The organism is Bradyrhizobium sp., from assembly GCF_047605465.1.
Lineage (GTDB): Bacteria > Pseudomonadota > Alphaproteobacteria > Rhizobiales > Xanthobacteraceae > Bradyrhizobium.
In genome coordinates this window covers 49,071-75,698 of sequence record NZ_JASGFS010000013.1, presented here as the reverse complement: position 1 = coordinate 75,698, position 26,628 = coordinate 49,071, and the positions used below count along the sequence as shown (strand labels likewise).

Here is a 26,628-nt window from a genome sequence, read left to right as displayed (position 1 = left end):
CCGGCAAGGCGTGGGCGCTGCCGACGCCGCGAGGCAGGGCTGCTTTTCCGGGTTGCCCTGCCGCTCCCGGTCGCCGGCTAGTGCACGACCAGCACCGGCACGCTGCCGTCCGCCAGCACTTCCGATGTTTGGCTGCCCAGGAACAGTTTCTTGAGACCGCGGCGCCCGTGAGAGCCCATGACGATCAAGTCGCAGCCGCCCGACTTCGCTGTCTTGATGATCTCGGTGGCCGGATGCGAATTCGGAACATGCACGAGCTCCGCGGATACCCCGGCTTGTTCCGTCATGGCACGCGCTTCATCGAGGATCTTCTGCGCACGCTGCTTGCTGGCCGCCTCAAAGGCATCGATTTCCTGCTCCGACGGTATCCATCCCGAAGCATGTCCGCTCCCGTAGTCGATCGGCAGCGGTTCGGTCACGGCGATCACCGTCACCTTGGCCTTCAACGCCTTTGCCAGGGCAATTCCATGCTTGAGGCCGTTTCTCGCGACATCCGATCCATCCGTGCTCAAGAGAATGTGGGCGTACATTTTCAGGCTCCCTGTCTCGACGACATTGTTTTTATTTCCCGGCGCGCTGGTTCGACACCCACGCGGGTGTGCATTCATGGACAGACCAGTATGGGAATCTTCGATTGCGCCGGCATCTGGTTTGCCTCGCCCCCCAATGAGAAGCGCGGAACGCCCGCTGTCCCCGTGCGACGACATGAGGATGAGGTTGCAGCCTTTGGGTGCGATGATGGCCTGACGAGGTGGCCCGCTCTCGGCCGGCTCAGACCCATCTGTCTGGAAAATACGCCGGGACATGATTTACCCCCGATCGTCCGAAGGTGTCGCCAGCTTGCGATCGCAAGCCGGGCTCGCGCTTCGGATGCAGCCTTGAGATAAATCAATCTATCCGACAATCGCGCCGCGATCCAGTCGTCCGCAATTGGGACAGCCGAGCGTGGCCGCATGCGCGAAAATCATACGCCGGCGTGCCGCGCGGCTCAAGCGCCTCAATGCGTTTCGTGAAACCGGCTCAAGAATGCCTTCAGCCGCTCGCTGCGCGGCTGCCGGATGGTTTCTTCCGGCGTGCCGATCTCCGCCATGACACCGTCGTTCATGAACCCGACGCGGGTGGAGACGTCGGCGGCGAACGCCATCTCGTGCGTCACCAGCACCATGGTCATGCCTTCGGCCGCAAGCCCGCGGATGACGGAAAGCACTTCCCCGACCAGTTCGGGATCGAGCGCCGAGGTCGGCTCGTCGAACAGCATCACGTCGGGCTTCATTGCCAATGCGCGTGCGATAGCGACGCGCTGCTTCTGGCCGCCCGAGAGGCGGCTCGGAAAGGCATCGGCCTTGTCGGCGAGGCCGACCTTGGCGAGCAGGTCACGCCCAAGCGCTTCGGCTTCGGCTTGCGCCATGCCTTTCACTTGCACCGGGCCCTCGATGACGTTGCGGAGCACCGACATGTGCGGGAACAGGTTGAAATGCTGGAACACCATGCCGACGCTGCGGCGGAGCATCGCGAGCTGGCCATCGCCGGCGGCGCGCATGCCCTTGCCGAAGGTGAATTTGTGCGTGCCGATTTCGAGCTCGCCCTGCTGCGGCATTTCGAGCAGGTTCAGGCAACGCAGGAAGGTGGACTTGCCCGAGCCAGATGCCCCGATCAGGGTGACGACCTCACCGCGCGCGACAGAGAGCGAGACGCCCTTGAGCACCTCGTGTTCGCCGAACGCCTTGTGGATGTTGCTTGCGACCAGCGTCGCGCCGTTGGCATTCATCGATGCGCTCCCATCCGCGACTCGACCCGGTCGGCAATCAGCGTCAGCGGGAACAGCACGACGAAATAGAGCACGGCGATCGTGGTGTAGACTTCGAGCGGCTTGTAGCTCGATGCCGTGATGACCGAGCCCTGGTAGAGGAGGTCGCCGACCGCGACCACGGACACCAGTGAGGTGTTCTTGAGTTGCATGATGGTCTGGTTGATGAAGGAGGGGATCATCACCTGCGTTGCCTGCGGCAGCACGATGCGCCGGAAGATCTTTCCGCGCCGCATGCCGATGGCGCGCCCGGCTTCCCACTGGCCGACGTCGACGGCCTCGATGCCGCCGCGGAAGATCTCGGCGTAGAACGAGCCGGCATAGAGCGACAGCGCGATGAAGCAGGCCATCGCCGGGGACATGTCGACGCCGATCAGGACGGGCAGGGCGTAGTACATCCAGACCAGCTGCACCAGGAGCGGGGTGCAGCGGAAGATCTCGATGTAGAGCCGCAGCGGCACCGAGACCCAACGCGGTGCCGTCGTTCGCAGCACGCCGACGATCAGGCCGATGACGAGGCCCGCGGCCACCGTGATCACCGTGTAGAACACGGTGACCAGGAGCCCCTGCCAGATCAGGCCCCAATACGGCTTGAGCGCCGCGAACTCCCAGACATACATGGGGCTGCCGTCAGAACTGCACTTCGGTCGGGAGATCGTCGGCGGTGAGTCCGACGGCTTCGAAGCCCTTGAGCATCCATTCGCGCGTCTGGCCCATCGCGCGGTTGTAGTCGGCCCAGGCGCTGAGGAAGTCCTTGTAGCGGCGGTCGCTCTCGGCGCGGATGCCCATGTTGGTCGGCAGCGTCAGCAGCGGCCGGGGGATCGCGAGTTCGCCGAGGTTCGGATTCTTCTTCAGGGTCGAAACCGAGAGCACCGCCAGCGAGACGTTGCAGTCGGCGCGGCCGGTCGCGACCGCAAGGATCGCCTCGTCGCGGTTCTTGAAGCCGAGGATGGTTGCCTTCGGGCAGTAGCGGCGCGCGATCGTCTCGTGCGTCGAGCCGATGTCGACGGCGATCTTGACCTCGGGCTTGTTGATCTCGGCCCAGGTCTGCGGCTTGGCGAAGCCCTTCCTGGCGATGACGGTGAAGGAGTGCACCAGGATCGGCGTCGAGAAGTCGATGACCAGCGCGCGTTCCGGGGTCGGGTTCACGGCGAAGGCGAGATCGACCTTGTCGGCCTGGAGGTCGAGGATCTGGTTGCCCCAGGTCGATTCCAGCGTCTCGAGCTTGGCGCCGAGCTTGCCGGCGATGTCCTTGGCCATCTCGATGCAGGCACCCGACCACTGACCGGTGGCGAGGTCCTTATGGAAGTAGGGCTCCTGGCCCACGATGACGGCGACCCGCAACACGCCGTTCTTCTTGATGCGATCGAGCGTGGAGGTTGGCGCGGTGTCGGCTTTGGCCGAGCTGCTCGCGGCAATCGCGGCGCCTGCCAGCGCGACGGTGGTGAGTGCGTCCCTGCGATTCATGGTCTTTGCCTCCTTGAATTTTGGTCGGGTCGAGCCCGGCGACTGGACTATTTCTGTATTCAGGATAAAATGCAATACGGTATTTCAAATTGCTGACCATTTGTGCGGCAAGGCAGAGAAGAGCCCAATATCTTGGCAGGATTGCGCAAAAATCCCGAAAGGCAGGGCTTGCAAATCGCATTCAAGTCTGAATACAAGACTGAACGCAATATGATCGAGATCTAAAGGAGAGGCCTGTGCGCGCCCTATTCGTCGATGCAAACGACACCCTGGCGGCAGTGACCGACAAGCTGCTGCGCGCGGATCATCTGCCGGTCGGCATCAACCGCAATCCCTCGATCAAGCCCGATGATCTCCCCGGCCTGCTCGACGACGCCGAGATCATGATCGTCGACCACACGGCGGTGCCGACCCCGATCGCCGCCAAGTGCCCGAAGCTGAAGCATGTCGTCTTCCTCGGCACCGGTGCGCGCAGCTACATGAATCCGGAAGAGCTCGCCGAGCGCGGCATCTCCGTGCACACGATCAAGGGTTACGGCGACACCGCGGTCGCCGAATGCGCGATTGCCCTGATGTGGGCTTCGGCCAAGAGCTTTGGCGAGATGGACCGCGGCATGCGCGAGGGCAACTGGCTGCGACGCGACGCGGTGCAGCTCACCGGCAAGACGCTCGGCCTGGTCGGTTTCGGTGGCATCGCCGCGGAAGCCGCGCGCATGGCGATCGGCTGCGGCATGAAGGTGATCGCCTGGAACAGGTCGCCGAAGTCGCATCCCGGCGTCGAGTTCGTTTCGCTGGAAAAGCTGCTCGCCGAGAGCCATGTCGTCTCGCTGCATCTTCTTCTCAACGACGAGACCAAGGGCCTGCTGTCGCGCGAGCGCATTGCCCAGATGCGTCCCGGCAGCATCCTGATCAACACCGCGCGCGGCGCGATCGTCGACGAGGATGCGATGCTCGATGCTCTGCGCTCGGGCCACATCGCCCATGCCGGCCTCGACGTCTTCACCGTCGAACCGCTTCCCGCCGGCCATCCGCTCACGAAGCTGCCGAACGTGACGCTCTCGGCGCACTCGGCGTTCCGCACGCCGGAAGCGAGCGACAACCTTATCGGCGCGGCGCTCGATCACTGCCGCCGCATCATCGCCACCGGCAAGTAAAGACCAAGGACGTCCCATGTCTGACATCACCCGCCTCGACCAGAACGCCCGCCGCAGCCGCGCTTCCGTGTTCGGCGATCTCGTCTTCCTCGCAGGCCAGGTCGCGGACACCAAGACCGCTGACATCACCCAGCAGACCCGTGAGGCCCTGGCCAAGGTCGACGACATGCTGGCCCGCGCCGGCACAGACAAGTCGCGCCTTCTCAGCGTGCAGGTCTGGCTGAAGACCATGGACGATTTCGACGCGATGAATGCGGTCTATGACGCCTGGGTCGTGCCGGGCAACACGCCGACGCGCGCCTGCGGCAAGGTCGAACTCGCCGATCCCGCCTACCGTATCGAAGTGATCGCGATCGCCGCGCGTAGCTAGAGGCTGGCCCATGACTGTCCAGGCTCCCGCATCGAACTTCCGCCCCGCCCAGCGCATCAGCGCGATCGGCGTTTCCGAGATCCTCAAGATCGGCGCGGTCGCGCAGCGGTTGAAGCGCGAGGGGCGGCCGGTCATCGTGCTGGGCGCCGGCGAGCCGGATTTCGACACGCCGGATCATGCGAAGGAGGCGGCCGAGCGGGCCATCCGCGCCGGGCAGACCAAATACACGATCCTCGACGGCACGCCGGAATTGAAGGCGGCCATCGCCGAGAAATTCCGCCGCGAGAACGATCTCGTCTACGCCGCGGACGAGATCACCGCCGGAGCGGGCGCCAAGCAGGTGATCCACAACGCCTTCATGGCGACGCTCAGCCCCGGCGACGAGGTGATCCTCGCCGTGCCGTACTGGACGAGCTATGCCGACATGGTGCGCATCGCCGACGGCACGCCGGTCGACGTGCTCTGCCGCGAGGAGAACGGATTTCGCCTCGATGCGGCCGATCTCGAACGCGCGATCACGCCGAAGACGCGCTGGCTGCTGCTGAACTCGCCGTCGAACCCGACCGGTGCCGCCTATTCGGCGGCGCAGCTTCGTCCGATCCTCGACGTGCTGAAGCGCCACCCGCACGTCTGGCTGATGGCCGACGACATCTACGAGCACCTGATCTATGACGGCATGCCGTTCGTCACGGCGGCGGCGCTGGAGCCGAGCCTGAAATCGCGTACGCTGACCGTCAACGGCGTCTCAAAGGCCTACGCCATGACGGGCTGGCGCGTCGGCTATGGCGGTGGTCCGCGCGAATTGATCGCGGCGATGGCCGTGGTGCAGAGCCAAAGCACCACCAATCCGTCTTCGGTGAGTCAGGCCGCGGCGATCGCCGCGCTGACGGGACCGCAGGACGTCCTGGTCGAACGTCGCGCCGCGTTCCAGCGCCGACGGGATATCGTGGTCGATGCGTTGAATGCCATCGATGGCGTTACCTGCCGCCGGCCCGAAGGCGCGTTCTACACCTATGCGAGCTGTGCCGGCCTGATCGGCCGCCGCGCGCCCGACGGCACCGTCATCGATAGCGATGCCGCGTTCTGCCGCTACCTGCTGGAGCGGCATGACGTGGCCGTGGTGCCCGGTAGCTGTTTCGGCCTTGCACCTTATTTCCGCCTGTCCTACGCCACCTCGGAACAAAACTTGCGCGAAGCGGTCAAACGCATCGCCGGAGCCTGTAGGGAGCTGTCATGACCATTCGCAACACCCGCACCGGGGGCCAGATCCTGATCGACCAGCTCGTCGCCCAAGGCGTCGAGCGCGTCACCTGCGTTCCGGGCGAGAGCTACCTGGCGGCCCTCGATGCGCTTCATGACAGCCCGATCGACGTCGTGATCTGCCGCGCCGAAGGCGGCGCCGCGATGATGGCGGAGGCCTACGGCAAGCTCACGGGGCGCCCGGGCGTCTGCTTCGTCACCCGCGGGCCGGGCGCGACCAATGCCAGCCACGGCGTGCACATCGCGATGCAGGATTCGACGCCGATGATCCTGTTCGTCGGCCAGGTCGATACCGGCATGCGCGAGCGCGAGGCGTTCCAGGAACTCGACTACAAGGCCGTGTTCGGCACCATGGCGAAATGGGCGGTCGAGATCGATCGCCCCGATCGCATTCCGGAGCTGGTCGCGCGCGCCTTCCGCGTCGCGATGCAGGGGCGTCCCGGTCCCGTGGTGATCGCACTGCCGGAGAACATGCTGACCGAAACCGCCGCCGTCGCCGACGCCATGCGCGTCGAACCGGCGGTAAGCTGGCCCGCTCCCGCCGACATCGATCGCGTCGCTGCGATGCTCGCGAGCGCCAAGGCGCCCCTGGTCGTTCTCGGAGGCTCGCGCTGGACGGATGAGGCCACCAAGGGCATCGCGCGCTTCGCCGAGCGTTTCGACCTGCCGGTCGCGACCTCGTTCCGCCGCGCCTCGCTGATCGACGCCGATCATTCGCACTATGCCGGTGATCTCGGAATCGGGCCGAGCCCCGGCCTGAAGGCTCGCATCGAAGGCGCCGACGTCATCCTGTTGATCGGCGGCCGCATGTCGGAAATGCCGTCCTCGTCCTACACGCTGCTCGACATTCCGACTCCGAAGCAGAAGCTGATCCACGTGCATCCGGGTTCGGATGAACTCGGCCGCGTCTATCAGCCGGCGCTGGCGATCCAGGCGACGCCTGCCGCGTTCGCCGCCGCCGTCGAGACGCTGAAACCGGCCGGCGCGGTTGCCTGGAAGGGCGAAGCCGCCAAGGCCCATGCCGACTATCTCGCCTGGACCGACAAGGCGCGCGAGCTGCCGGGCACGTTCCAGTACGGGCAGGTCATGACGTGGCTGCGCGACCGCCTGCCGAAGGACGCGATCGTGTGCAACGGCGCCGGCAATTATGCCGGCTGGATCCATCGTCACCATCGCTTCCACAGCTTCGCAGCGCAGCTCGCGCCGACCTCGGGCTCGATGGGCTACGGCGTGCCGGCAGGCGTGCTGGCCAAGCGGCAATATCCGGATTGCGTCGTCGTCGCCTTCGCCGGCGACGGTTGCTTCCTGATGAACGGCCAGGAATTCGCGACCGCCGTTCAGTACGACGCACCGCTGATCGTGATCGTCGTCGACAATTCGCAATACGGCACCATCCGCATGCACCAGGAGCGCGACTATCCCGGTCGCGTCGTCGGCACCCAGCTCAAGAACCCCGATTTCGCGATGTATGCGAAGGCGTTCGGCGGCCATGGCGAGCGGGTCGAGCGCACCGAGGAATTCGCGCCGGCTTTCGAGCGCGCGCTCGCTTCGGGCAAGCCGTCGATCCTCCATTGCATCATCGATCCGCGCGCGCTTTCGGTCGGCAAGGATTTTGTGCCCGCGGTGAAGGCTTAAGCGATGTCTCAGGGCCGCCACGTTGCCATCATCGGAGCCGGCGCGGTCGGCGTGGTCAGCGCCATCGAGGCGCTGCGCGAGGGCCATCGCGTCACCTTGATCGACGCCGGCGAGCCCGGCGGCGAACAGGCGGCGAGCTATGGCAATGCCGGCTGGCTGTCGTCGCATTCGGTGATCCCGCCGGCCGAGCCGGGCATCTGGAAGAAGGTGCCGGGCTATCTGATGGACCCGCTGGGCCCGCTCGCGATCCGCTGGTCCTATCTGCCGAAGGCGCTGCCCTGGCTGATCAAGTACCTGCTCTCGGGCTGGACCGAGGCACGCGTCGAGAAGACCGCCTTCGCGCTGCGTGATCTCCTGAAGGATGCGCCGCTGCTGCACCGGAAGCTTGCGGAAGAGGCGGGCGTGCCTGAGCTGGTCGAGCGCAACGGCGTGATGCACGTGTTCCCGTCGCGCGGCAATTTCGACAACGATCTCGGCTGGCGGCTGCGCAAGAAGGTCGGCGTCGAGTGGCTGGAGCTCAACGCCGACGAGATGCGTCAGCGCGAGCCGGATCTGCATCCGCGCTACACCTTCGGCGTGGTGGTGGAAGAGGCGGGGCGGTGCCGCGATCCCGGCGCCTATGTCGCGGCTCTCGCCAATCACGCGATCGCCAGCGGCGCGAAGCTGGTCCATGCCAAGGCGACCGGACTCAAGCTTAGCGGCAACAAGGTCGTCGCGGTCGTCACCGAAACCGGTGAGATCGCCTGCGATGCCGCGGTGGTCGCTGCCGGCGCGCATTCGAAGCGGCTCACGGCGTCCGTCGGCGATCCGCTCCCGCTCGAGACCGAGCGCGGCTATCACGTCATGATCGAGAATCCGGAATCCGGTCCGCGCAGCTCGATGATGGGCTCGGACGTCAAGATGGTCGTGAACTGGACCGACAAGGGCCTGCGCGCGGCCGGCACCGTCGAGATCGCGGGCCTCGAAGCCGCGCCGAACTGGAAGCGCGCCGAGATCCTGCGCAACAATCTCCTCAGCATGTTCCCGAAACTGCCGAAGGACATCCCGGCCTCGCGCATCAAGACCTGGTTCGGTCACCGCCCGAGCATGCCGGACGGTCTTCCCTGTATCGGCCACGCGCGCGCCTCGCGTGACATCGTCTACGCCTTCGGCCACGGCCATGTCGGCCTGGTCGGCTCGGCCCGTACCGGCCGTCTCGTCGCCCAGCTCCTGAGCGGCAAGCAGCCGGAAATTCCGCTCGCGCCGTTCGCGCCCACCCGCTTCCTCTGAGATCGCACCATGACCCATCCAGCCAATTCGTCCTCCCGCATCGCTCGTGGCGGCAAGGCCATCTACGGTGCGCCGCTCGGCATCCTGATGCTGGAGGCGCGCTTTCCGCGTATTCCTGGCGACATGGGCAACGGCACGACCTGGCCATTCCCGGTGCTCTATCGCGTCGTGACCGGCGCCTCGCCGGAGAAGGTGGTGCTGAAGGGCGCAGCCGGCCTGCTGCCCGACTTCATCGATGCGGCCAAGGATCTGGTGCGGCTCGGGGCCGAAGCCATCACCACCAATTGCGGCTTCCTCTCGCTGTTCCAGAAGGAGATCGCGGCAGCCGTCGGCGTGCCGGTTGCGACCTCGTCGCTGATGCAGGTGCCGTGGGTGCAGGCGACCTTGCCGCCGGGCAAGCGCGTCGGCCTCGTCACGGTGTCGGGCTCGACCCTGACGCCGGCCCACCTCGAAGGTGCCGGCGTGCCGCTCGATACGCCGCTGGTCGGCACCGAGCACGGCAAGGAATTCTTCCGTGTCCTGATCAAGGCCGAGAAGGACGATATGGATGTGGCGCAGGCCGAGCGCGACGTGGTCGAGGCGGGCAAGCAACTCGTGGCCAAGAACCCCGACGTCGGCGCCATCGTGCTCGAATGCACCAACATGCCGCCTTATGCGGCAGCCCTGCAGGCCGAGGTCGGGTTGCCGGTTTACGACATCTATTCCATGATCACCTGGTTTCATGCTGGACTGCGCCCGCGCGCGTTCGCCTGATTCCGGCTGTCGCAAGCTCTTCACAAGCTCCGCCGTTGTTTGCATTGCAATCGCTCCCGCAGGCCCGGTATATTGGGCTGTGTTCGGGCATGAATGCAGCTGATGAAGAGCAACGTGGAACTCGCCTCCGATAGTATCGTCGATCGCGTCTATGAACAGCTCAAGGCGATGGCCGTGAGCTACGAGTTCAAGCCGGGCGAACGGCTCAACGAAGGCGAGCTGGCAAAGCGCCTTGGCGTCAGTCGTACGCCGCTGCGCGAAGCGCTCAACCGTCTCAACACCGAAGGGTTTCTGCGCTTCACGCCGGGCAAGGGCTTCTTCTGCCGCGAGCTCGACGCTCACGAGATCTTCGATCTCTACGAGCTGCGCAAATCGATCGAGGTCGCCTCGATCCGCCTCGCCATCAAGCGGGCCAGGGACGAGGACGTCGACGCGCTGCTGAAGTTCCTCGAAGCCACCGGTCCGGATCCCGGCGAGCGGTCCTCCGTCGAACTGGTAGAGCTCGACGAAACGTTCCACGAACGGCTGATGGCGATGTCGAACAATGCCGAGATGCTGCGTGTGCTGCGCAACGTCAACGCCCGCATCCGCTTCGTGCGCTGGATCGACATGGATCGCATCAACCGCTCCAACACCCAGGCCGAGCACCGCGCCGTGGTCGAAGGCCTCAAGGCGCGCGACGAGGACGCTTGCGTCTCGGTCCTGGAGAAGCACATCGACCGCCGCCTGGATCGCATCACCTCCGCGATCAAGGAAGGCTACGCGCAGATCTACATGCCCGCGGCGGCAAGGTCTGTGGCGAACTAGGCCAGACCGAACGACGGTACCACTTCCCTTCTCCCCTTGTGGGAGAAGGTGGCGCGAAGCGCCGGATGAGGGGTATCTGGCGGCGCATACGGATGCCTATGAGTGCGCGGAGACAGACCCCTCACCCAAGTGAGTGCGTATCGACCTCCTGTGATGCCCTCTCCCGCAAGGGGAGAGGGCATAGTTGCGCGCATCGCTCGCCTCTGCAGCTATACAATCTCTCGATATCTGTTCGTGCCAGACGGTCAGAGCTTTCGCGCCCGGACATCGCTAGCGTGCCGTTCGAATGTCAGGGAGACACGCGGTGCACAGCCCTCAGCCGAATCTCGAAACACGTACCAGCGACGACTGGCCATCCGAGCTCTATCGCGTGCTGAAAGCCGCCGACGTGCGGCAGATGTCGTATGTGCCCGATGCCGGCCACAGCCAGCTCATTCGGATGTTCTCGGCCGATCGCGACGTCACGACCAATGTGTTGACCACCGAAGAAGAGGGCGTGGCCATTGCCGCGGGCGCCTGGCTTGGCGGCCAGCGTAGCGTGCTGCTGATGCAGTCGAGCGGCGTCGGCAATTGCATCAACATGCTATCGCTGTCGGCGATCGGCCGCTTTCCGCTGCTGATGCTGGTGACGATGCGCGGCGAATGGGCCGAGTTCAATCCCTGGCAGGTTCCGATGAGCCGGGCGACGCAGCCCTCGCTGGAGGCGATCGGCCTGAAGGTGATGCGCGCGGAAACGCCGGACGATCTGGTCGAGACCGTGGAATCGGCAGCCGCGCTCGCCTACGAATCCGACCAGCAGATCGCGGTCCTGATCGGGCAACGCCTGATCGGCAAGAAAAAGTGGTGATGTCGATGACCATTCCCTCCCAGCTTGATCGCCGCGCCGCCGTCGCGGCACTCCTCAGCGATCGCAAGGACGCCCTGGTCGTGTCCGGCCTCGGCTCGCCGACCTATGATCTGCACGCGACCGGCGACCGCGACGACAATTTCTATCTCTGGGGCGCCATGGGTGGCGCTGCGCTGATTGCGCTCGGGCTGGCCCAGGCGCAACCATCCAGGCGCGTCCTCGCCCTGACCGGCGACGGCGAACAGCTCATGGGGCTCGGCGGCATCGCCACCATCGGCGTCGCACGCCCGCGCAATCTCGACATCGTCGTGATCGACAATCAGCATTTCGGCGAGACGGGAATGCAGACGAGCCACACCGGGCGCGGCGTCGATCTCACCGCGATCGCAGCGGCCTGCGGCTTCGCCGCGACCGGAACGGCACGGACGATCGAAGACGTGCAGCGCCTCGCGGCGCAGATCGGCGAGCCCGCCGATGGTCCGCGGCTCTTCGTCATCAAGGTCCTCGCCGAGAATCCGCCGCGTTCCCTACCCTCGCGCGATGCCGTCTTTATCAAGAACCGGTTCCGTGCTCATCTCGGCTTTGCGGCGGCGTAAGCCGGGTCTCACCCGGCAACAGCCTGCCCGAGCAGCCATTCTGGAGTGAGCCCATGAAACTATCCGGCAAGGTCGCCGCCATCACCGGTGCAGCGCGCGGCATCGGCAAGGCCTGCGCAAAGCGATTCCTCGATGACGGCGTCAAGGTGGTCATCGCGGACGTGGATGCCGACGGTCTTGCCCAAACGGCCGCCGAACTCGGACGGCCGGAGGCTCTGCGCACCGTTGTCGGCAATGTCGCAAAGCGCGCCGACGTGGATCAACTCGTCGCCACCGCGGTGAAGGAGTTCGGCCGGCTAGATATCATGGTCAACAATGCCGGTGTCGCCCGCAACCAGGGCATCCTGGACATTTCCGAACAGGATTTCGACGACGTCATCGCCATCAACCTGAAAGGCGCGTTCTTCGGCGTGCAGGCGGCGGCGAGGCAGATGATCGTGCAGGGCGGCGGCGGGGTCATCATCAACATGTCCTCGGTGAATGCGCTGCTCGCGATCCCGACGCTCGCGACCTATGCCATCTCGAAGGGCGGCATGAAGCAGCTCACTTCGGTTGCCGCCGTGGCGCTCGCCCCGCACAACATCCGTGTCGTCGCGGTGGGACCCGGCACGATTTTGACTGACATGGTGGCATCGTCCATCTACACATCCGAGGACGCCCGCAAGACCGTGCTGTCACGCACGCCGAGCGGCCGCGGCGGCGAACCGAGCGAAGTCGCGTCGGTCGTCGCGTTCCTGGCGAGTGACGATGCGTCCTACATCACCGGGCAGACCATCTATCCCGACGGCGGCCGGCTGATCCTGAACTACACGGTGCCGGTGAAGGATAAGTAGGGGCACGGACTGACGCCCAGACAGGGCGACATCGCCCGGCTTGACCGGGCGATCCAGTCCTCCGTGATGCCTGCTGTCGAGCCGAAAGGTCGCGGCGGACGGGATGCCCGGCCTTCGCGGAGGACGATAGCGATTGGTGCGTCGGCCGCGACGCCTCACTCCGCCGCGATCGTCATCCCGTAACCCAGCCGTTTCGAGATTCCGCCGGCGCAGTCGCGCAAGGCGTGGGCGATGGGGCTATCCCAGCGGGCATCAAAAGTGCCTTCCGGTCCCATCGCGGTGATCACCAGTGCGACATGGCCGGCGTGATCGAACACGGGTGCGGAAAACGCGTTGACGCCGGGCAGGGGATCGCCGAGCGCGCGCGCCAGGCCATGCTTGCGAACCTCGGCGAGCATCTCGGCGACCTTCGGCCCTTTCACCGGCCGCTTCGGATTGTAGCCGACGCCATGACGGTCGAGAGCGCCTTCGAGCGCGGCGTTGATCGTCTTCTCCGGCAGGAAGGCCGCGAAGGCCCTGCCTGTCGCGGTCTCCAGCAATGCCATCACCGATCCCGCCCGCATCACGATATGCACGGGCTGACCGGGTTCTTCGAGCTGCACGACGGTTGGCCCGTGGGTTCCCCAGACCGCCAATGAGACCGCATGCCCGATCTGGCTTGCAAGGCCCGCGATCTTCGGCCGTGCGATGCGCACGCCGGAGAGCCGGCGCAGGCTGATCAAGCCGAGTTCGAGCGCCAGCGCGCCGATCTCGTAGCGGCCGGTGGTTTCGTCCTGCTCGATCAGCCCGATGCGCGAGAAGCTGGCGAGATAGGGATGCGCCTTGGCCGGGGTCATGCCGGCCTCGCGCGCGAGATCGCGCAGCATCATCGGCTCGCCGCTCCTGGCGAGGGCGCGGAGCAATTCTCCACCGACCTCGATCGACTGGATGCCGCGGCTTTCTCTCTTCATGCGTGTCCTGGCGCGTGCGTTAGGCCGCGTTGCGCTTGGCCGCGCTGTCGGCGAGATGACGGCCGGCAATGTAGCCGAAGGTCAGGGCCGGCCCAAGCGTGATGCCCGCGCCGGGATAATTGCCGCCCATGATGCTCGCCATGTCGTTGCCGGCGGCATAGAGCCCCGAAATCACCCGTCCCTCGGCGTCGAGCGCGCGCGCGTTCTCGTCGGTGACGATGCCGGCATAGGTGCCGAGATCGCCGATCACCATCTTGATCGCGTAGAACGGACCGTTCTCGATCGGCGCGACGCAGGGATTCGGGCCGTGCAGCGCATCGCCCTGATAGCGGTTGTAGGCCTTCGAGCCCTTGCCGAAGGCGGCGTCGTGCCCCTGTGGTGCCGTCGCATTGAACTGCCTCACGGTCTCGGTGAAGGCCTTGGCGTCGATGCCGGCCTTTGCCGCGAGCGCCTCCGGCGAATCTCCGCGCATGAGATAGCCGGTGTTGAGGTGATGGCCGAGCGGCATCGGGAACGGCGGCACGCAGCCGAGTCCGTATTTGCGCAGCGTCTGGTGGTCGCAGACGAGAAAGGCCGCGATCTCTTCGCCGGGCTTCGCCGCCTTGATCATGGCCTGGACGAAGTCGTGGTATGAATTGCCCTCGTTGGCGAAGCGCTTGCCGTCGCGCAGTACGGCGATCACGCCGGGTTTGGCGCGGTCGATGAAATGCGGCATCACGCCTTTCGAACCGTCCTTGCGCGTGGTCAGCGACACCGGCACCCACGCCGCCGCGTTCGGCAGGCGATCCTCGACATGTCCGCCGGCGCTTTCCGCAAGACGAAGGCCGTCGCCGGTGTTGCCGGTCGGTCCAGGCGAATAGTGCTCATTGCCGGTCGGCGCGTGCGGAAACATTCTCTTGCGCCGTTCCACGTCGTGCGGGAAGCCGCCGCAGGCGAGCACGACGCCCTGCCGGGCACGAACGCGCACATCGCGTCCCTCGCGGCTGACGATCGCGCCCGTCACCGCGCCGTTCTCAGTCGTCAGCTCGCGGACGGGCGAGGACAGCCACATCGGAATCTTCAGGTCGAGCGCCGACTTCGCGAGGCGGCCCGCTAGCGCATTGCCATTGGTCAGGGTCATGCCGCGGCCGTAGCGCAGCACGTCCATCATGTGGCGTGACAGGCGCTTGGCGACGTAGATCGCCGACGCCACCGACTTCGTCACCCGCATGAAATGGATGATCTCCTTGCCGGAGCCCAGCATCATGCCGAACACGGTGAGCTCAGGCAGGGGCATGCCGAGCGTCTTGATCTGGTCGCCGAGTTCGCGGCCGTCGAAGGGGCGCGTCACCATCGAGCGGCCGCCCTGCGCGCCGCCGGGCGCTTCGGCGTGATAGTCCGGAAACACCAGCGGCATATCGAAGCGCAGCGATGTCTTCGTCGTGAAGAAATCGACCGCCTCCGGGCCGGCGGTGAGAAAGGCGTCGACGCGCGCGGCGTCGAAATTGTTGCCGGCCTCGTGCCGCAGATAGGTGCGCGCCTGGTCCGGCGTCTCTTCGATACCGTAGGCGCGTGCCAGCGACGTGCCGGGAATCCAGAGCCAGCCACCGGAGCGGGCGGTGGTGCCGCCGAAGCGCGGCTCCTTCTCGACGATCAGCACGTCGAGCCCGCGATAGCGCGCGGTGATGGCCGCCGACATGCCGGAGGCACCTGATCCGGCCACGAGCACATCGCACTCGTAGGTTTCAATTGCGTTGCGCTCGTTGCCGGTCATGCGGGCCTCACTTCTTCAGGAGGGGACACTTGGATTCGGAGATCGGGCGGAAGGCGTCCTCGCCCTTCACGGTCTTGACGATCTCCAGATAATCCCAGGGCTCCTTGGACTGCTCGGGCGACTTCACCTTGGCCAGATACATGTCACGAATGACGCGGCCATCCTCGCGAAGCTTGCCGCCGTGAACGAAGGTGTCCTCGATCGGCAGCTCGCGCATCTTGGCCATCACCTTGGCCGGATCGTCGGTGCCGGCGGCCTTGATGGCCTTGAGGTAGTGCAGCACCGAGCCGTAGACGCCGGTCTGGATCATGGTCGGCATCACGTTGGTCCGCGCGAAGAACTTCTTGGACCAGGCGCGGGTCTGCTCATCCATGTTCCAGTACGACGCGGTCGTCATGTAGGTGCCTTGCGCGGATTTGAGGCCGATCGCATGCACGTCGGTGTCGAACATCAGCAGGCCGACGAGCTTCTGGCCGCCCTGAACCAGGCCGAACTCGCCGGATTGCTTGATGGCGTTGTCGGTGTCCTGGCCCGCATTGGCGAAGGCGACGACGTCGGCCTTCGAACTCTGGGCCTGAAGCGCGAAGGAGGAGAAGTCCGCGGTGTTGGTCGGATGCTTCACGCCGCCGAGCACCTTGCCGCCCATCTCGTTGATGAAACGCGTGGCGTCCTTCTCGAGCTGTTGGCCGAACGCGTAGTCCGCGGTGATGAAGTACCAGGACTTGCCGCCTTCCTTGATCACGGCCGAGGCCGTCACCTTCGACAGCGCGTAGGTGTCGTAAGTGAAATGTGCGGTGTTCGGGCTGCAAAGCTCGTCGGTGAGCGAGCTCGCGCCGGGCCCGGAGAGCAGGGCGATCTTGTTGCGCTCGCGCACCATGTTGTGAATCGCGATCGCGATGCCGGAATTGGGGATGTCGACGACCGCATCGACATTGCCGTTGTCGAACCAGCCGCGCGCGATCTGCACGCCGACATCGGTCTTCATCTGATGGTCGGCGCTGATGATCTCGATCGGCTTGCCGAGCACCGTCGGTCCGAATTCCTCGACCGCCATCTTGGCCGCTTCGACCGAACCGGGACCGCTGTTGTCGCGTCCCCAGCTCGACAGGTCGGTGAGCACGCCGATCCGCACCACGTCGTCGGAGATCTGCGCTGTTGCGGCCGAAGTCATCGCTGCTGAAGTCATGGCCATGAGCATGGCGCAGGCCAGAAGCCCTCTCATCGTCGTTCCCTCCCGTTTTATGGTGCCGCTTGGTGCGGCTCGTTATTCTGATCGCAAGTTAGATATTGACGAATAAATTTGTCAATGACGAATGATGGGGCAAGTGGGGTTCCGGGCCACCATCGTTGCGTGACGAGGAGCGTTCCATTTCGCGCGCAGCCGTCTGGCCGCGCGTCATTGCGGGTGCAGTGGCGCAATCAAGACATGTATCTGCGGAAACAGTCTGCATTGCTTCGTCGCAAGCTCTCCGCAACGACGAGCACCGAGCCAGCCGTGCGCCAATCTCTCGTTCCGCGCCTCAGGCGGAGACATCACTTCCGCAGGTTGCAACCGTCATGGCGATTGGCCATGATGCCGCCACGCAAAATCGTGGGGTTGGGCATGACGGCAGCAACCGGGGTCTCTGCGGGGACGGAGCGATCGACGACGGCGCATGTGGTTTGGGCCAGCGCGCTCGGCACCGCGATCGAGTGGTACGATTTCTTGATTTACGGCACCGCTGCAGCGCTGGTGTTCAACAAGCTGTTCTTCCCGAGCTTCGATCCTTTCGTCGGAACGCTTGCCGCCTTCTCGACCTATGCCGTCGGTTTCGTGGCGCGCCCGATCGGCGGCGCGATCATCGGACATTACGGCGACCGGCTCGGGCGGAAGAAGATGCTGGTCGCGACGCTGATCGCGATGGGGCTCGGCACGTTCCTGATCGGCTGCCTGCCAACCTACAGCCAGATCGGCGTTTGGGCGCCGATCTTCCTCGTCATCCTGCGCTTCGTGCAAGGCATCGGACTCGGCGGCGAATGGAGCGGCGCGGTGGTGATGGTGATCGAGCACGCCGGCAACCGCCGCGGCTTCTACGGCAGCCTGGTGCAGATCGGCTTTCCCGTCGGCGTCGCCGCCTCGACCGGCATCTTCGGCCTGATGACGAAGCTGCCCGAAGCTGACTTCCTGAGCTGGGGCTGGCGCGTGCCGTTCCTGATCAGCATCCTGCTCGTCGGCGTCGGCTTCATCGTGCGGTTGAGGCTCGCCGAGACACCTCACTTCAAGGAGGTGGTCGAGCGCAAGGAAGTTCTGGCGCAGCCGGTGTGGGAAGTCCTGCGCCGCGACTGGCGCAGCTTTCTGCTGTCGATCGGCATCACGGTTTCGGAAGTCGGGCTCGCCTACCTGCTCACCGTCTTCACGGTGGTCTATGCCACGACGAAGCTCGGCGTGCCGCGTCAGGTGATCCTCGATGCGGTGGTCTATGCCGCGCTCGTGGAGTTCGCGACGCTGCCGCTCGCCGGATGGCTGTCCGATATCTTCGGCCGCAAGGCGTTGTATCTCGCTGGCGGCGTGTTCTCGGTGGCGCTGGCGTTTCCCTTGTTCTGGTTCCTCGACACCAGGGACCCGCTGCTGATCACGCTCGCGCTCGTCGTGACGATGACGCTGACGCATGCGCTACTGTTCGGGCCGAAGGCCGCTTTCATGCCCGAACTGTTCCGCACCCAGGTGCGCTATAGCGGCGCCTCGCTCGGGGCCAATGTCGCGGCCGCGATCTCCGGCGGCTTTTCCCCGCTGATCGCCACGGCGCTGCTCGCATGGGCGGGTTCGTACTGGCCGGTGTCGGTCTACATCGTCGGACTGTCGATCATCACGATCGTCGCAACGCTGATGGCGCCGGAAACGGCACGGGACCGCTTGCGGTCCTGAGTGTCGTGCCGATCGCGCTCAGCTCGCCGGAAGCAGGGCCCACGATCTGTCGACCGGCCGATTCCAACGCGTTGTCCGCATGATGCGCTGCGATATCGAGGCCAAAGACGTTGCCCGGAGATGTCCGATCCACTATCGGTCGGTTCGACGTCAACGATCGTCACCGGGAGCATAAGACATGAAAAAGACCTCCTCGCCCACGCGCCGCGATCTGCTCGCAAGTGCCGCCGTGGTGACCGCAGCCACGATCGCCGAGACCGCACCGGCCGCCGCGCAGGCCGAACCGAAGCCGATCTTTCCCGTCCCGATGGTGACGATCCCGATCGTTGGGGAGACAAGTGTATTCCAGGTGCGCCGCATTTATTGCATCGGGCGCAACTATGCCGCGCATGCGATCGAGCGCGGCTCGGATCCGAACCGCGAGCCGCCGTTCTTCTTCCAGAAGCCGACGGATGCGATCCAGAACGTCGCGGTCGGCGAGGTCGCCGATCACCCTTATCCGTCGCTGACGAAGAACTACCATCACGAGGTCGAACTGGTCGCCGCGCTCAAATCCGGCGGCATCAACATCCCGCCCGAGAAGGCGCTCGATCACGTCTATGGCTACGCGCTCGGTCTCGACATGACCCGGCGCGATCTCCAGAACGGCATGGCCGCAGAGAAGAAGCCCTGGGAGATCGGCAAGAGCTTCGACCATGCCGCGGTGCTCGGCCCGATCCATCCGGCGAGCAAGACGGGCCATTTCGAGAAGGGCGCGATCTCGCTCGCGGTGAACGGGACCGTGCGGCAGAGCTCTGATCTCAGCAAGATGATCTGGAGCGTCGCCGAGCAGATCGCGAAGCTGTCGGAAGCCTTCGAGCTGAAAGCGGGCGACATCATCTATTCCGGTACGCCGGAGAATGTCGGTCCCGTGGTCAAGGGGGACGTGCTCTTGTGCAAGCTCGAGGGACTGCCGGACATGTCGATCAGGATCGTGTAGCGGCTGCAGTACGCTTCGCCCTTCCCGGAAACGGCGTGGATTAAAGACAAGCCGCGGCAGGACACCCCGCGGCTATCTTTCGGGGCTTCCGCTTCGCTTCACCACCTCAGAATGAGGCCGCGTTACGCACTGAGATTTCGGATCCTCATGGTGAGGAGCCCGCCGTGGGCGGGAGTCTCGAACCATGCAGGCCGAGCCGCACACCGTCGCCTCTATTGGCGGAGCATGCGCCCGCCCCGGTATTGCCGGAGTTCCCCAGCCGATGCCCCTTATTGGGCCACGAACAAACGTCCTGCAGCCATATTTGAGTCAGAGTGATTTCCCGTGAGGGAGGGCACTTCGATGAACAAAGCTCTGATGGTTGCCATCGTCATGTTCGCTAGCGTGCCTGCGAGCGCATTTGCGCAGGAGCGTGCGGGTGCTGCGGCATTGGGGGCCGTCTCTGGCGCCGTCGTGCTGGGTCCGATCGGCGCGGTCGCGGGCGCGGTGGTCGGCTACACCGCAGGGCCTTCAATCGCTCGTTCCTGGGGCATCAGCGGTTCGCGCTCGGCGCGGCATCAGCAGCGTCGCGAAGGCTACCCCGTCGCCCGGGCGCAGCCGCGTGCGCGACAGGCCATGAATGCCAACGGCCAGATGAGAGCTGCCGGCAACTCGCCGGTGCAGGCCGCGCCTGCGGTGCAGCCCGTTCAAGCCGCTCCCGCGGTGCCGGAGCAGGCGCCAACACCACCCGTTCAGGGATTCGAATAAGCCCTTGCGGCTTCAAGCCGCCGTCGTCTTCGGCCGCAGCCGGTCGACGGTCCGTGCGATCAGGGCCGCCACGTCCGACACTTTCGGGCCAATGCGAAATTCAGGACCTGCGACGACGACGGAGAGACGGCGGTCGCCGATCGGCAGGGGAATCGCGGCGCCGGCGAGGTCGCGGCTGTAGTCGGCAAAGCTCTGGCAATAGCCGCGCGCGATCGAGTTGCGCAGCTCGGTCTCGACCGCCTCGATGCTGATCGGCGTCGACGGGCCGTACTGCTTGAATTCGATCTTCCGATAGACGGAGTCGCGTTCCTCCTGCGAATATTGCAGCAACAGCGCGCGGCCGCTTGCGGTGGCGTGGATCGGCACGCGATGGCCGATGGTGGCGAAGTAGCGGATCGCGGCCTTCGACTCGACGACGTCGATGAACACCGCCATCACGCCGGCCGGCGCGACGATCGACGCGGTCTCGCCGGTCTCGGCCGAAAGATCGGCGATCAGCGTATGCGTCCACGGCGGCAGCGGCTCGACCTCGGAGATCATGCGCGCCATCGCCAGCCAGCGCGGTGTCGGGTAGAACCCGGCGCGCGGCCTCGGTTCATAGAGATAGCCCTTCTCCGACAGCGTCGCGAGCAGGTTGAAGGTCGACGAACGCGGCCAGCCGAAATGATCGGCGATCTCGGCAAGCGTCGCCGGCTTCCTCACTTGCGCGAAGAATTCCATGATCTCCAGGACGTTTGCGGCTTGGCGAACGATCATGATCCGATCCCGTCTGTCGCGACGCGCTATCCCTGATCTATGGCTGGCCGAGAATCTTCTTCGCGGCGCGAAGATGAGGCTTGTCGATCATCATGCCGTCGAGACGCAGCGTGCCGGAATTGGGATTGCTCGCGAATGCGGCGATCACCTTTTCCGCCCAGGTGCGCTCGGCCTCCGTCGGATCGAACGCCGCGTTGACGACGTCGACGTGCTTCGGATGGATCAGCGCCTTCGCTGAAAAGCCGTCGCGCCGCGCGGCGCGCGTTTCCTGCTCCAGGCCCGCCAGATTGTCGATGTCGGTATAGACGGTGTCGATCGGTGCGACCTCGGCCGCAGCCGCAGCCATCAGGCAGAGGTCGCGCGCCAGGCGATAGGGGCTGTGGAACACGCCGCCCGAGGACTTTTCGGTGGCGCCGAGCGAGGCGGAGAGATCCTCCGCGCCCCACATCAGGCCCGCGAGTCGAGGGGAGCAGTCCTTGTAGGTGCCGAGGCCGAAGATCGACCCGGCTGTCTCGGTCGCGACGCAGACGATGCGGGTCGAGCCGATGGCCGAGCCGGCCGCCGCCTCGAAGGCCTCGAGCCAGGCGGCGATCTGCCGCACGTCGTCGCCGCCGCGCGATTTCGGCAGCACGATGCCATCGGGCTTGCCGGGCATCACTGCGGCGAGGTCGGCGAGCGTCATGCCGGTGTCGAGCGCGTTGACACGGACGTAGAGCTGGTGCGGGCCACGGCGGTCCTTCAGCATCGCCAGCGTCAGCTTGCGTGCTTCGTCCTTCTTCTCGGTGACGACGGAGTCCTCGAGGTCGATGATCAGCGCGTCGGCGTTGCCTTCGCTCGCCTTTTCGAATTTGCGCGGGGAATCGCCCGGCACGAACAGCATCGAGCGCATCAGACGGGCCTCTTGTGCATCATCGCCATGCGGCGGCACTTGCCGACGATTTCGTCGTTCTGGTTCAAGGCGTGGTGCTCGAACTCGACGATGCCCGCTTTGGGGCGCGATTTGGATTCCCTCAACGAAAGCACCTTCGTCGTCGCCCGCAGCGTGTCGCCATGGAAGACCGGTTTCGGAAAAGTCACGTCGGTCATGCCGAGATTGGCGACAGTGGTGCCCAGGGTCGTATCATAGACCGTCATGCCGATCATGATGCCGAGGGTGTAAAGGCTGTTGAAAATGCGCTGGCCGAACTCGGTCTTCTCGGAGAAATGCGCGTCGATATGCAGCGGCTGCGGGTTGAGCGTCAGCAGGCTGAACATGGTGTTGTCCATCTCCGTGACGGTCCGGGTCAGCGGATGCCTGAACTCCTGGCCTACGGAAAAGTCCTCGAAATAAAGTCCGGCCATCGCGGTTTCCTCCCTGTGTCGTGCGATTTGGCTGGCGCGGCCCCTAGGGCGGCGCCGCCAGGTGAACTGCCTTCTGCTCTGCGAGCGCTTCGATCTCTTCGGTCGAGAAGCCGGCTTCGCGCAAAATGTCGCGGCCGTGCTGGCCGAGCGTCGGCGCGGGTCCGGCGGCCTCCGGCTGGGTCGCGCTCCAGGTGGAAGGCACGCGCATCTGGCGGATGCGGCCTTCCACGGGATGCTCCACTGTTTGGAAGAAGTCGATCGCCTTCAGGTGCGGATCGTCCAGGATCGTCTCCAGCGTGTGCATCGGCATCACCGGAATGTCGGCGCGCTCCAGCAACTCGCGCCACTCGGCGGTCGTGCGCGTCAGGAAGATGTGGCCGATCTCCTCGTAGATCTCGTCGATGTGCTTCGTGCGCGCGGCGTGGTTGGCGAAGCGCGGCTGCTGCAGGAATTCGAGCCGGTCGATCGCCTCGAAGAAACTGCGCCAGTGCTTGTCGTTGTAGATGAGGACGCAGAGATGGCCGTCGCTTGTCTTGTAGGGACGGCGATAGCGCGAGAGCAGGCGGGCGTAACCGCCGTGATCGAGCGGCGGATCGTAGGTCAGGCCGCCCAGATGATCGAGCAGCACGAATTCCGTCATTGATTCGAACATCGGCACGTCGATGCGCTGACCGACGCCGGTGCGCTGCTGGTGCATCAGCCCGCCCATGATGGCGTTGACCATCATCAGGCCGACGATGCGGTCGGCGATCGTCACGGGAACGTAGCGCGGCGTGCCATCGCCGGCCGCCGCGAGCAACGTCGGAATGGTGGCCGCGCCCTGGATGAGGTCGTCGTAGGCAGGCTTTGCCGCATAGGGGCCGGACTGGCCGTAGCCGAACGCGCCGACATAGACGAGTGCGGGATTGATCGCGGCAAGCGTCTCGTAATCGAGCCCAAGCCGCGCCATGGCCTGCGGGCGCACATTGTAGACGAGCGCGTTGGCGCGCTCGGCCAGACGCAGTAGCGCGTTGCGGCCTTCCTTTTTCTTCAGGTCGAGGACGATGCTGCGTTTGCCGCGGTTGGCGTTGTGGAACATCCCGCCCATGCCCGGCGTGCGGCCCGGGCCGATCTGGCGAACGATGTCGCCCTCGGGGCTTTCGACCTTGATGACGTCGGCTCCCATGTCCGCCAGCACCTTGGTGCCGTAGGGGCCCATCAACACAGAGGTCAGGTCGAGAATGGTGAAGCCGGCAAGCGGTCCCATGGGTCCCCGTCGGAATAATTCATATACGTGGAGTTAGAATTCAGAAATTGAGGATGTCAATTCGGCGCTTCCTCCGTGACGCGCATAGCTCCATGCATTGTTCACGTCCTTGACAGATAAATTCACGTATATGTACATTTTCATCAAGCAAGAAATGGAACGAGGGCTGGGCGGTGCGGCAGCATTCGGCTGCCGCCCTCGGCACGGGGACGCGTCAAGGAGAACGAAATGAAGAAGAATCTGGTCCGGGCTGCCGCAGTGCTCGCACTTTCGCTGCCGGTCTCGACGCTGCAGGCCCAGGCGCTGGAGTTGAAGGTCGCCGACTCCTTCCCCGCCGGTCATTATCTCGTCCGCCTGATGCTCAAGCCGTGGATGGACGATGTCACCAAGCGCACCAATGGCGCGGTGACCTTCACCTATTATCCGAACCAGCAGATCGGCAAGGCCGCGGACCTGTTGCGGCTGACGCAGTCCGGCGTGGTCGATATCGGCTACGTCGCGCCGTCCTACGTCTCCGACAAGATGCCCCTGTCGGAAGTGGCGCAATTGCCCGGCAAATTCGAAACCAGCTGCCAGGGCACGCTGGCCTATTGGAAGACCGCGCGCGAGGGCTTGATCGCCAAGCAGGAATACACGCCGAACAAGATCAAGCTGCTGATGGCCGTGGTGCTGCCGCCCTACCAGGTGTGGACCATCAAGTCGAAGGTGGAAACGGCCAAGGACATGCAGGGTCTGAAGCTGCGCACCACTGGCGGCGCGCAGGATCTGACGCTGCGTGCGCTGAACGCGGTTCCGGTGCGCATGGCGGCGCCCGATGCCTATGAATCGCTGTCGCGCGGGACGATGGACGGCCTGCTGTTTCCGCTCGACAGCGTCGTCTCCTATGGGCTCGACAAGCTGGTCAAGCACGCCACCGAGGGTGTCAGCTTCGGCAGCTTCATCGTCGCATACTCCATCAACCAGTCGGTCTGGGACAAGCTGCCGGACGACGTGAAGAAGGCGATGGACGAGGCCTCCGAAGCAATCACGCCTAAGGCTTGCGCCGACGTCGACAAGGAAGGCGCGGTCACCAAGAAGCACATGCAGGACGAGGGTGTCAGCTTCGATCCGCTGCCGGAGGCCACGCGCACCGAGATGAAGGAAAAGCTCAAAGGCGTTGGTCAGGAATGGGCGGCCGGCCTGGACAGCCGCGGCAAGCAGGCGTCCGCTGCGCTGAAGGAGTTCGACGGATTGCTCGCCGCCGGCGGCGCCAAGTAGTTCGGCGGAAAGGGAGGCGCGAGAGGTGATCAAACGAATGGGAGACGTGCTCGGCGCGCTGGAACGCGCGCTGACGGTGATCGCGGTGGTGTTCATGTTCGTGATCATGATGCTGGTCGTGACCGACGTGTTCATGCGGTACGCGTTGAACAGTCCCTTCTCCTTCACCTATGACCTGATCGGCCTCTATCTCCTCGCCGGCGTGTTCTTCTTCACGCTGTCGGATGCGTTGCGCGAGCACGTGCATGTCGGCGTCGACATCCTGTTGTCGCGCTTCTCGCCGACGGGGCGCCGGTTGTCCGAGATCGTCACCGCGCTCGCCGGCCTGTTCGTGTTCGTCCTGATCTGCAAGGTCGGGTTCGAGCGCGCACTGGAGAATTACGAGCAGCACGACGTCCTGGCCGGCGCGATTCCCTGGCCGACCTGGATCTCGGCGGCGCTGGTCCCGTTCGGCTGCGGCGTCCTGGTGTTGCGGCTCGCGCTCCAGCTCGTCGGCAATGTGTTGAGCCTCCTCAGCGGACGCGACCTTTATCCTCTGCCGCCGGTTACCGGCGTCGGCGAAGCGCGTGGCTTCGAGTAACGGCGGATATCCATGACACCTCTTATCGTTCTCGCCCTGCTGTTCGGCCTGCTCGCGCTCGGCACGCCCGTCGGCTTTGCCATGGCGTTCGCCGGCTCGGTCGGCCTCGTCATGGTCGGCGGCTTTCCGACCCTGTTCGGTATCCTTGGGACCGCGCCGCTCTCGACCGTTTCGTCCTACGAGCTGATCACCATCCCGATGTTCCTGCTGATGGCGGACCTCGTGCTGCTGTCGGGCGTCGCCGATGATCTGTTCAAGACCGCGTCCGCCTGGGTCGGCCGTGTTCCCGGTGGGCTCGGCATGGCCACCGCGCTCGCCGGCGCCGGCTTCGGCGCGATCTGCGGCACGTCGACCGCATCGGCCGCGACGCTGTCCTCGACCAGCCTTCCGGCGATGATCCGCCAGGGCTACGAACCCAAGATGGCCGCCGGCGTGGTCGCGATCTCGGGCACGTTGTCGATGCTGCTGCCGACCAGCGTGGCGCTCGTCATCTTCGGCCTGCTGGCCGAAGTGAACATCGGCAAGCTGCTGATCAGCGGCATCATCCCCGCGATCCTCGTCACCATCACCATCATGGCCACGATCTATTTCCTGGTCTGGCAGGATCCCTCGCGCGCGCCGGCCGCGAAGTCCGTGCCGTGGCGCGAGAAGTTCGCGCTGCTGTGGCAGGTCTCGCCGATGGTGGTGCTGTTCTCGATCGTGACCGGCACGATCTATCTCGGCGTCGCGACGCCGACGGAAGCCTCGGCGTTCGGTGCCTTCGGCGCCTTCCTGCTCGCGATCTTCAAGGGCAAGATCACGCCGTCATCGCTCTACAGGACGCTGCTGCGCGCCTGCCACGGCACCTGCATGATCATCATGATCCTGGTCGGTGCCTCCATCTTCGGCTACTTCTTCACGCTCACCCACGTGACGCAGGACCTCGTCGCCTGGATCGGCAGCCTGCCGACCTCGCGCTGGGTGATCATCACGCTGATCCTGTGCGGCTACATCGTGCTCGGCTCGTTCATGGACCAGATCGCGATCCTGGTGCTGACCGTGCCGATCGTGCTGCCGCTGATCAAGACGCTCGGCTTCGATCCGATCTGGTTCGGCGTCATCAAGATCGTCACCGCGGAAGTCGGCATGATCACGCCGCCGGTCGGGCTGAACTGCTTCATCGTCGCCCGCTATGCCAAGCGGCCGGTCGCGGAGGTGTTCCACGGCACCTTCCCGCATTTCATTGCGCACCTGATCGCCATTGCGATCCTCGTGGCGTTTCCCTCGATCATTCTCTGGCTGCCCTCGCAGATGGGGCGCTAGCACGTCCGGGCCGT

General features: G+C 65.0%; 27 protein-coding genes. 16 read left to right on the top strand and 11 right to left on the bottom strand.

Features of this window, described 5'->3' with window-relative positions:
• Positions 1-77: 77 nt before the first annotated feature.
• The 4 genes from QM712_RS13900 to QM712_RS13885 form a co-directional block, all read right to left on the bottom strand.
• The gene (locus tag QM712_RS13900; protein ID WP_415023719.1) at positions 78-530 is read right to left on the bottom strand and encodes a universal stress protein; all 453 of its coding nucleotides are present in this window, start codon (positions 528-530) and stop codon (positions 78-80) included.
• A 467-nt stretch (positions 531-997) separates the two neighbouring features.
• Complete coding sequence (locus tag QM712_RS13895; protein WP_415023672.1) at positions 998-1,768, bottom strand: amino acid ABC transporter ATP-binding protein; 771 nt, start codon at positions 1,766-1,768, stop codon at positions 998-1,000.
• Positions 1,765-2,427, bottom strand: a complete 663-nt coding sequence (locus QM712_RS13890) for an amino acid ABC transporter permease (protein WP_415023671.1) — start codon at positions 2,425-2,427, stop codon at positions 1,765-1,767. Before QM712_RS13890 ends, QM712_RS13895 begins: the two co-directional genes overlap by 4 nt.
• A gap of 10 nt (positions 2,428-2,437) precedes the next feature.
• The gene (locus QM712_RS13885) at positions 2,438-3,274 is read right to left on the bottom strand and encodes a transporter substrate-binding domain-containing protein (protein WP_415023670.1); all 837 of its coding nucleotides are present in this window, start codon (positions 3,272-3,274) and stop codon (positions 2,438-2,440) included.
• A gap of 236 nt (positions 3,275-3,510) precedes the next feature.
• Between QM712_RS13885 and QM712_RS13880 the strand changes: the two genes are divergently transcribed.
• From QM712_RS13880 to QM712_RS13835, 10 genes are all read left to right on the top strand, one after another.
• A complete protein-coding gene (locus QM712_RS13880) occupies positions 3,511-4,428 on the top strand; it encodes a D-2-hydroxyacid dehydrogenase family protein (RefSeq protein WP_415023669.1) in 918 nt (305 codons plus the stop codon).
• A 16-nt stretch (positions 4,429-4,444) separates the two neighbouring features.
• Complete coding sequence (locus QM712_RS13875; RefSeq protein WP_415023668.1) at positions 4,445-4,798, top strand: RidA family protein; 354 nt, start codon at positions 4,445-4,447, stop codon at positions 4,796-4,798.
• A 10-nt stretch (positions 4,799-4,808) separates the two neighbouring features.
• A complete protein-coding gene (locus tag QM712_RS13870) occupies positions 4,809-6,035 on the top strand; it encodes a pyridoxal phosphate-dependent aminotransferase (RefSeq protein WP_415023667.1) in 1,227 nt (408 codons plus the stop codon).
• The gene (locus QM712_RS13865) at positions 6,032-7,693 is read left to right on the top strand and encodes a thiamine pyrophosphate-binding protein (RefSeq protein ID WP_415023666.1); all 1,662 of its coding nucleotides are present in this window, start codon (positions 6,032-6,034) and stop codon (positions 7,691-7,693) included. The genes QM712_RS13870 and QM712_RS13865 overlap by 4 nt, the downstream gene beginning before the upstream one ends.
• Before the next feature lie 3 nt (positions 7,694-7,696).
• Positions 7,697-8,962, top strand: a complete 1,266-nt coding sequence (locus QM712_RS13860; protein ID WP_415023665.1) for an NAD(P)/FAD-dependent oxidoreductase — start codon at positions 7,697-7,699, stop codon at positions 8,960-8,962.
• A gap of 9 nt (positions 8,963-8,971) precedes the next feature.
• Positions 8,972-9,715: an aspartate/glutamate racemase family protein gene (locus QM712_RS13855; RefSeq protein ID WP_415023664.1), complete on the top strand. Its 744-nt coding sequence runs from the start codon at positions 8,972-8,974 to the stop codon at positions 9,713-9,715.
• A gap of 102 nt (positions 9,716-9,817) precedes the next feature.
• Positions 9,818-10,522, top strand: a complete 705-nt coding sequence (locus QM712_RS13850) for a GntR family transcriptional regulator (protein WP_415023663.1) — start codon at positions 9,818-9,820, stop codon at positions 10,520-10,522.
• A gap of 304 nt (positions 10,523-10,826) precedes the next feature.
• Positions 10,827-11,369 carry a thiamine pyrophosphate-binding protein gene (locus QM712_RS13845; RefSeq protein ID WP_415023662.1) on the top strand — a complete coding sequence of 181 codons (543 nt, stop codon included), beginning with the start codon at positions 10,827-10,829 and terminating at the stop codon, positions 11,367-11,369.
• Positions 11,370-11,374: 5 nt separating this feature from the next.
• The gene (locus QM712_RS13840; RefSeq protein ID WP_415023661.1) at positions 11,375-11,965 is read left to right on the top strand and encodes a thiamine pyrophosphate-dependent enzyme; all 591 of its coding nucleotides are present in this window, start codon (positions 11,375-11,377) and stop codon (positions 11,963-11,965) included.
• A 53-nt stretch (positions 11,966-12,018) separates the two neighbouring features.
• Positions 12,019-12,798 carry an SDR family NAD(P)-dependent oxidoreductase gene (locus tag QM712_RS13835; protein ID WP_415023660.1) on the top strand — a complete coding sequence of 260 codons (780 nt, stop codon included), beginning with the start codon at positions 12,019-12,021 and terminating at the stop codon, positions 12,796-12,798.
• A 155-nt stretch (positions 12,799-12,953) separates the two neighbouring features.
• Here QM712_RS13835 and QM712_RS13830 read toward each other — a convergent pair whose 3' ends face one another.
• From QM712_RS13830 to QM712_RS13820, 3 genes are read right to left on the bottom strand one after another with little or no spacing between them, the layout of a single operon-like run.
• Positions 12,954-13,748, bottom strand: coding sequence for an IclR family transcriptional regulator (locus tag QM712_RS13830; RefSeq protein ID WP_415023659.1), 795 nt, complete (start codon positions 13,746-13,748; stop codon positions 12,954-12,956).
• Between the two features lie 19 nt (positions 13,749-13,767).
• Positions 13,768-15,501 carry an FAD-dependent oxidoreductase gene (locus tag QM712_RS13825; protein ID WP_415023658.1) on the bottom strand — a complete coding sequence of 578 codons (1,734 nt, stop codon included), beginning with the start codon at positions 15,499-15,501 and terminating at the stop codon, positions 13,768-13,770.
• Positions 15,502-15,508: 7 nt separating this feature from the next.
• The gene (locus tag QM712_RS13820; RefSeq protein WP_415023657.1) at positions 15,509-16,723 is read right to left on the bottom strand and encodes an ABC transporter substrate-binding protein; all 1,215 of its coding nucleotides are present in this window, start codon (positions 16,721-16,723) and stop codon (positions 15,509-15,511) included.
• Positions 16,724-17,104: 381 nt separating this feature from the next.
• On the opposite strand from QM712_RS13820, the gene QM712_RS13815 reads away from it, so the two are divergent.
• The 3 genes from QM712_RS13815 to QM712_RS13805 all read left to right on the top strand — a co-directional run bounded on the left by QM712_RS13815 (position 17,105) and on the right by QM712_RS13805 (position 20,132).
• Entirely contained in the window at positions 17,105-18,406 is a 1,302-nt protein-coding gene (locus QM712_RS13815) for an MFS transporter (RefSeq protein ID WP_415023656.1), read from the top strand.
• Between the two features lie 178 nt (positions 18,407-18,584).
• On the top strand, positions 18,585-19,385 hold the full coding sequence (locus QM712_RS13810; protein WP_415023655.1) for a fumarylacetoacetate hydrolase family protein: 801 nt from the start codon (positions 18,585-18,587) through the stop codon (positions 19,383-19,385).
• A 342-nt stretch (positions 19,386-19,727) separates the two neighbouring features.
• Complete coding sequence (locus QM712_RS13805; protein ID WP_415023654.1) at positions 19,728-20,132, top strand: hypothetical protein; 405 nt, start codon at positions 19,728-19,730, stop codon at positions 20,130-20,132.
• Positions 20,133-20,144: 12 nt separating this feature from the next.
• Here the strand turns inward: QM712_RS13805 and QM712_RS13800 are convergent, their stop codons facing one another.
• From QM712_RS13800 to QM712_RS13785, 4 genes are read right to left on the bottom strand one after another with little or no spacing between them, the layout of a single operon-like run.
• Positions 20,145-20,888, bottom strand: coding sequence for an IclR family transcriptional regulator (locus QM712_RS13800; protein WP_415023653.1), 744 nt, complete (start codon positions 20,886-20,888; stop codon positions 20,145-20,147).
• Positions 20,889-20,925: 37 nt separating this feature from the next.
• Positions 20,926-21,777 (bottom strand): HpcH/HpaI aldolase/citrate lyase family protein, encoded by an 852-nt coding sequence (locus QM712_RS13795; RefSeq protein ID WP_415023652.1) that lies wholly within the window; start codon positions 21,775-21,777, stop codon positions 20,926-20,928.
• Positions 21,777-22,256: a MaoC family dehydratase gene (locus QM712_RS13790; protein ID WP_415023718.1), complete on the bottom strand. Its 480-nt coding sequence runs from the start codon at positions 22,254-22,256 to the stop codon at positions 21,777-21,779. Before QM712_RS13790 ends, QM712_RS13795 begins: the two co-directional genes overlap by 1 nt.
• A 16-nt stretch (positions 22,257-22,272) precedes the next feature.
• Entirely contained in the window at positions 22,273-23,475 is a 1,203-nt protein-coding gene (locus tag QM712_RS13785; RefSeq protein ID WP_415023651.1) for a CaiB/BaiF CoA transferase family protein, read from the bottom strand.
• A gap of 228 nt (positions 23,476-23,703) precedes the next feature.
• On the opposite strand from QM712_RS13785, the gene dctP reads away from it, so the two are divergent.
• The 3 genes from dctP to QM712_RS13770 are packed head-to-tail and all read left to right on the top strand — an operon-like array spanning position 23,704 to position 26,614.
• The gene (gene dctP, locus QM712_RS13780; protein WP_415023650.1) at positions 23,704-24,732 is read left to right on the top strand and encodes a TRAP transporter substrate-binding protein DctP; all 1,029 of its coding nucleotides are present in this window, start codon (positions 23,704-23,706) and stop codon (positions 24,730-24,732) included.
• Positions 24,733-24,757: 25 nt separating this feature from the next.
• Positions 24,758-25,312: a TRAP transporter small permease gene (locus QM712_RS13775; RefSeq protein WP_415023649.1), complete on the top strand. Its 555-nt coding sequence runs from the start codon at positions 24,758-24,760 to the stop codon at positions 25,310-25,312.
• Between the two features lie 12 nt (positions 25,313-25,324).
• A complete protein-coding gene (locus QM712_RS13770) occupies positions 25,325-26,614 on the top strand; it encodes a TRAP transporter large permease (protein WP_415023648.1) in 1,290 nt (429 codons plus the stop codon).
• The last annotated feature ends 14 nt before the right edge of the window (positions 26,615-26,628 follow it).

What these genes read in the sequence shown, in the direction of transcription:
- QM712_RS13900 (WP_415023719.1), bottom strand. Translation starts at nt 530, where the DNA reads ATGTACGCCCACATTCTCTTGAGCACGGATGGATCGGATGTCGCGAGA.
- QM712_RS13895 (WP_415023672.1), bottom strand. Translation starts at nt 1,768, where the DNA reads ATGAATGCCAACGGCGCGACGCTGGTCGCAAGCAACATCCACAAGGCG.
- QM712_RS13890 (WP_415023671.1), bottom strand. Translation starts at nt 2,427, where the DNA reads ATGTATGTCTGGGAGTTCGCGGCGCTCAAGCCGTATTGGGGCCTGATC.
- QM712_RS13885 (WP_415023670.1), bottom strand. Translation starts at nt 3,274, where the DNA reads ATGAATCGCAGGGACGCACTCACCACCGTCGCGCTGGCAGGCGCCGCG.
- QM712_RS13875 (WP_415023668.1), top strand. Translation starts at nt 4,445, where the DNA reads ATGTCTGACATCACCCGCCTCGACCAGAACGCCCGCCGCAGCCGCGCT.
- QM712_RS13870 (WP_415023667.1), top strand. Translation starts at nt 4,809, where the DNA reads ATGACTGTCCAGGCTCCCGCATCGAACTTCCGCCCCGCCCAGCGCATC.
- QM712_RS13865 (WP_415023666.1), top strand. Translation starts at nt 6,032, where the DNA reads ATGACCATTCGCAACACCCGCACCGGGGGCCAGATCCTGATCGACCAG.
- QM712_RS13860 (WP_415023665.1), top strand. Translation starts at nt 7,697, where the DNA reads ATGTCTCAGGGCCGCCACGTTGCCATCATCGGAGCCGGCGCGGTCGGC.
- QM712_RS13855 (WP_415023664.1), top strand. Translation starts at nt 8,972, where the DNA reads ATGACCCATCCAGCCAATTCGTCCTCCCGCATCGCTCGTGGCGGCAAG.
- QM712_RS13850 (WP_415023663.1), top strand. Translation starts at nt 9,818, where the DNA reads ATGAAGAGCAACGTGGAACTCGCCTCCGATAGTATCGTCGATCGCGTC.
- QM712_RS13840 (WP_415023661.1), top strand. Translation starts at nt 11,375, where the DNA reads ATGACCATTCCCTCCCAGCTTGATCGCCGCGCCGCCGTCGCGGCACTC.
- QM712_RS13835 (WP_415023660.1), top strand. Translation starts at nt 12,019, where the DNA reads ATGAAACTATCCGGCAAGGTCGCCGCCATCACCGGTGCAGCGCGCGGC.
- QM712_RS13830 (WP_415023659.1), bottom strand. Translation starts at nt 13,748, where the DNA reads ATGAAGAGAGAAAGCCGCGGCATCCAGTCGATCGAGGTCGGTGGAGAA.
- QM712_RS13825 (WP_415023658.1), bottom strand. Translation starts at nt 15,501, where the DNA reads ATGACCGGCAACGAGCGCAACGCAATTGAAACCTACGAGTGCGATGTG.
- QM712_RS13820 (WP_415023657.1), bottom strand. Translation starts at nt 16,723, where the DNA reads ATGAGAGGGCTTCTGGCCTGCGCCATGCTCATGGCCATGACTTCAGCA.
- QM712_RS13815 (WP_415023656.1), top strand. Translation starts at nt 17,105, where the DNA reads ATGACGGCAGCAACCGGGGTCTCTGCGGGGACGGAGCGATCGACGACG.
- QM712_RS13810 (WP_415023655.1), top strand. Translation starts at nt 18,585, where the DNA reads ATGAAAAAGACCTCCTCGCCCACGCGCCGCGATCTGCTCGCAAGTGCC.
- QM712_RS13805 (WP_415023654.1), top strand. Translation starts at nt 19,728, where the DNA reads ATGAACAAAGCTCTGATGGTTGCCATCGTCATGTTCGCTAGCGTGCCT.
- QM712_RS13800 (WP_415023653.1), bottom strand. Translation starts at nt 20,888, where the DNA reads ATGATCGTTCGCCAAGCCGCAAACGTCCTGGAGATCATGGAATTCTTC.
- QM712_RS13795 (WP_415023652.1), bottom strand. Translation starts at nt 21,777, where the DNA reads ATGCGCTCGATGCTGTTCGTGCCGGGCGATTCCCCGCGCAAATTCGAA.
- QM712_RS13785 (WP_415023651.1), bottom strand. Translation starts at nt 23,475, where the DNA reads ATGGGACCGCTTGCCGGCTTCACCATTCTCGACCTGACCTCTGTGTTG.
- dctP (WP_415023650.1), top strand. Translation starts at nt 23,704, where the DNA reads ATGAAGAAGAATCTGGTCCGGGCTGCCGCAGTGCTCGCACTTTCGCTG.
- QM712_RS13770 (WP_415023648.1), top strand. Translation starts at nt 25,325, where the DNA reads ATGACACCTCTTATCGTTCTCGCCCTGCTGTTCGGCCTGCTCGCGCTC.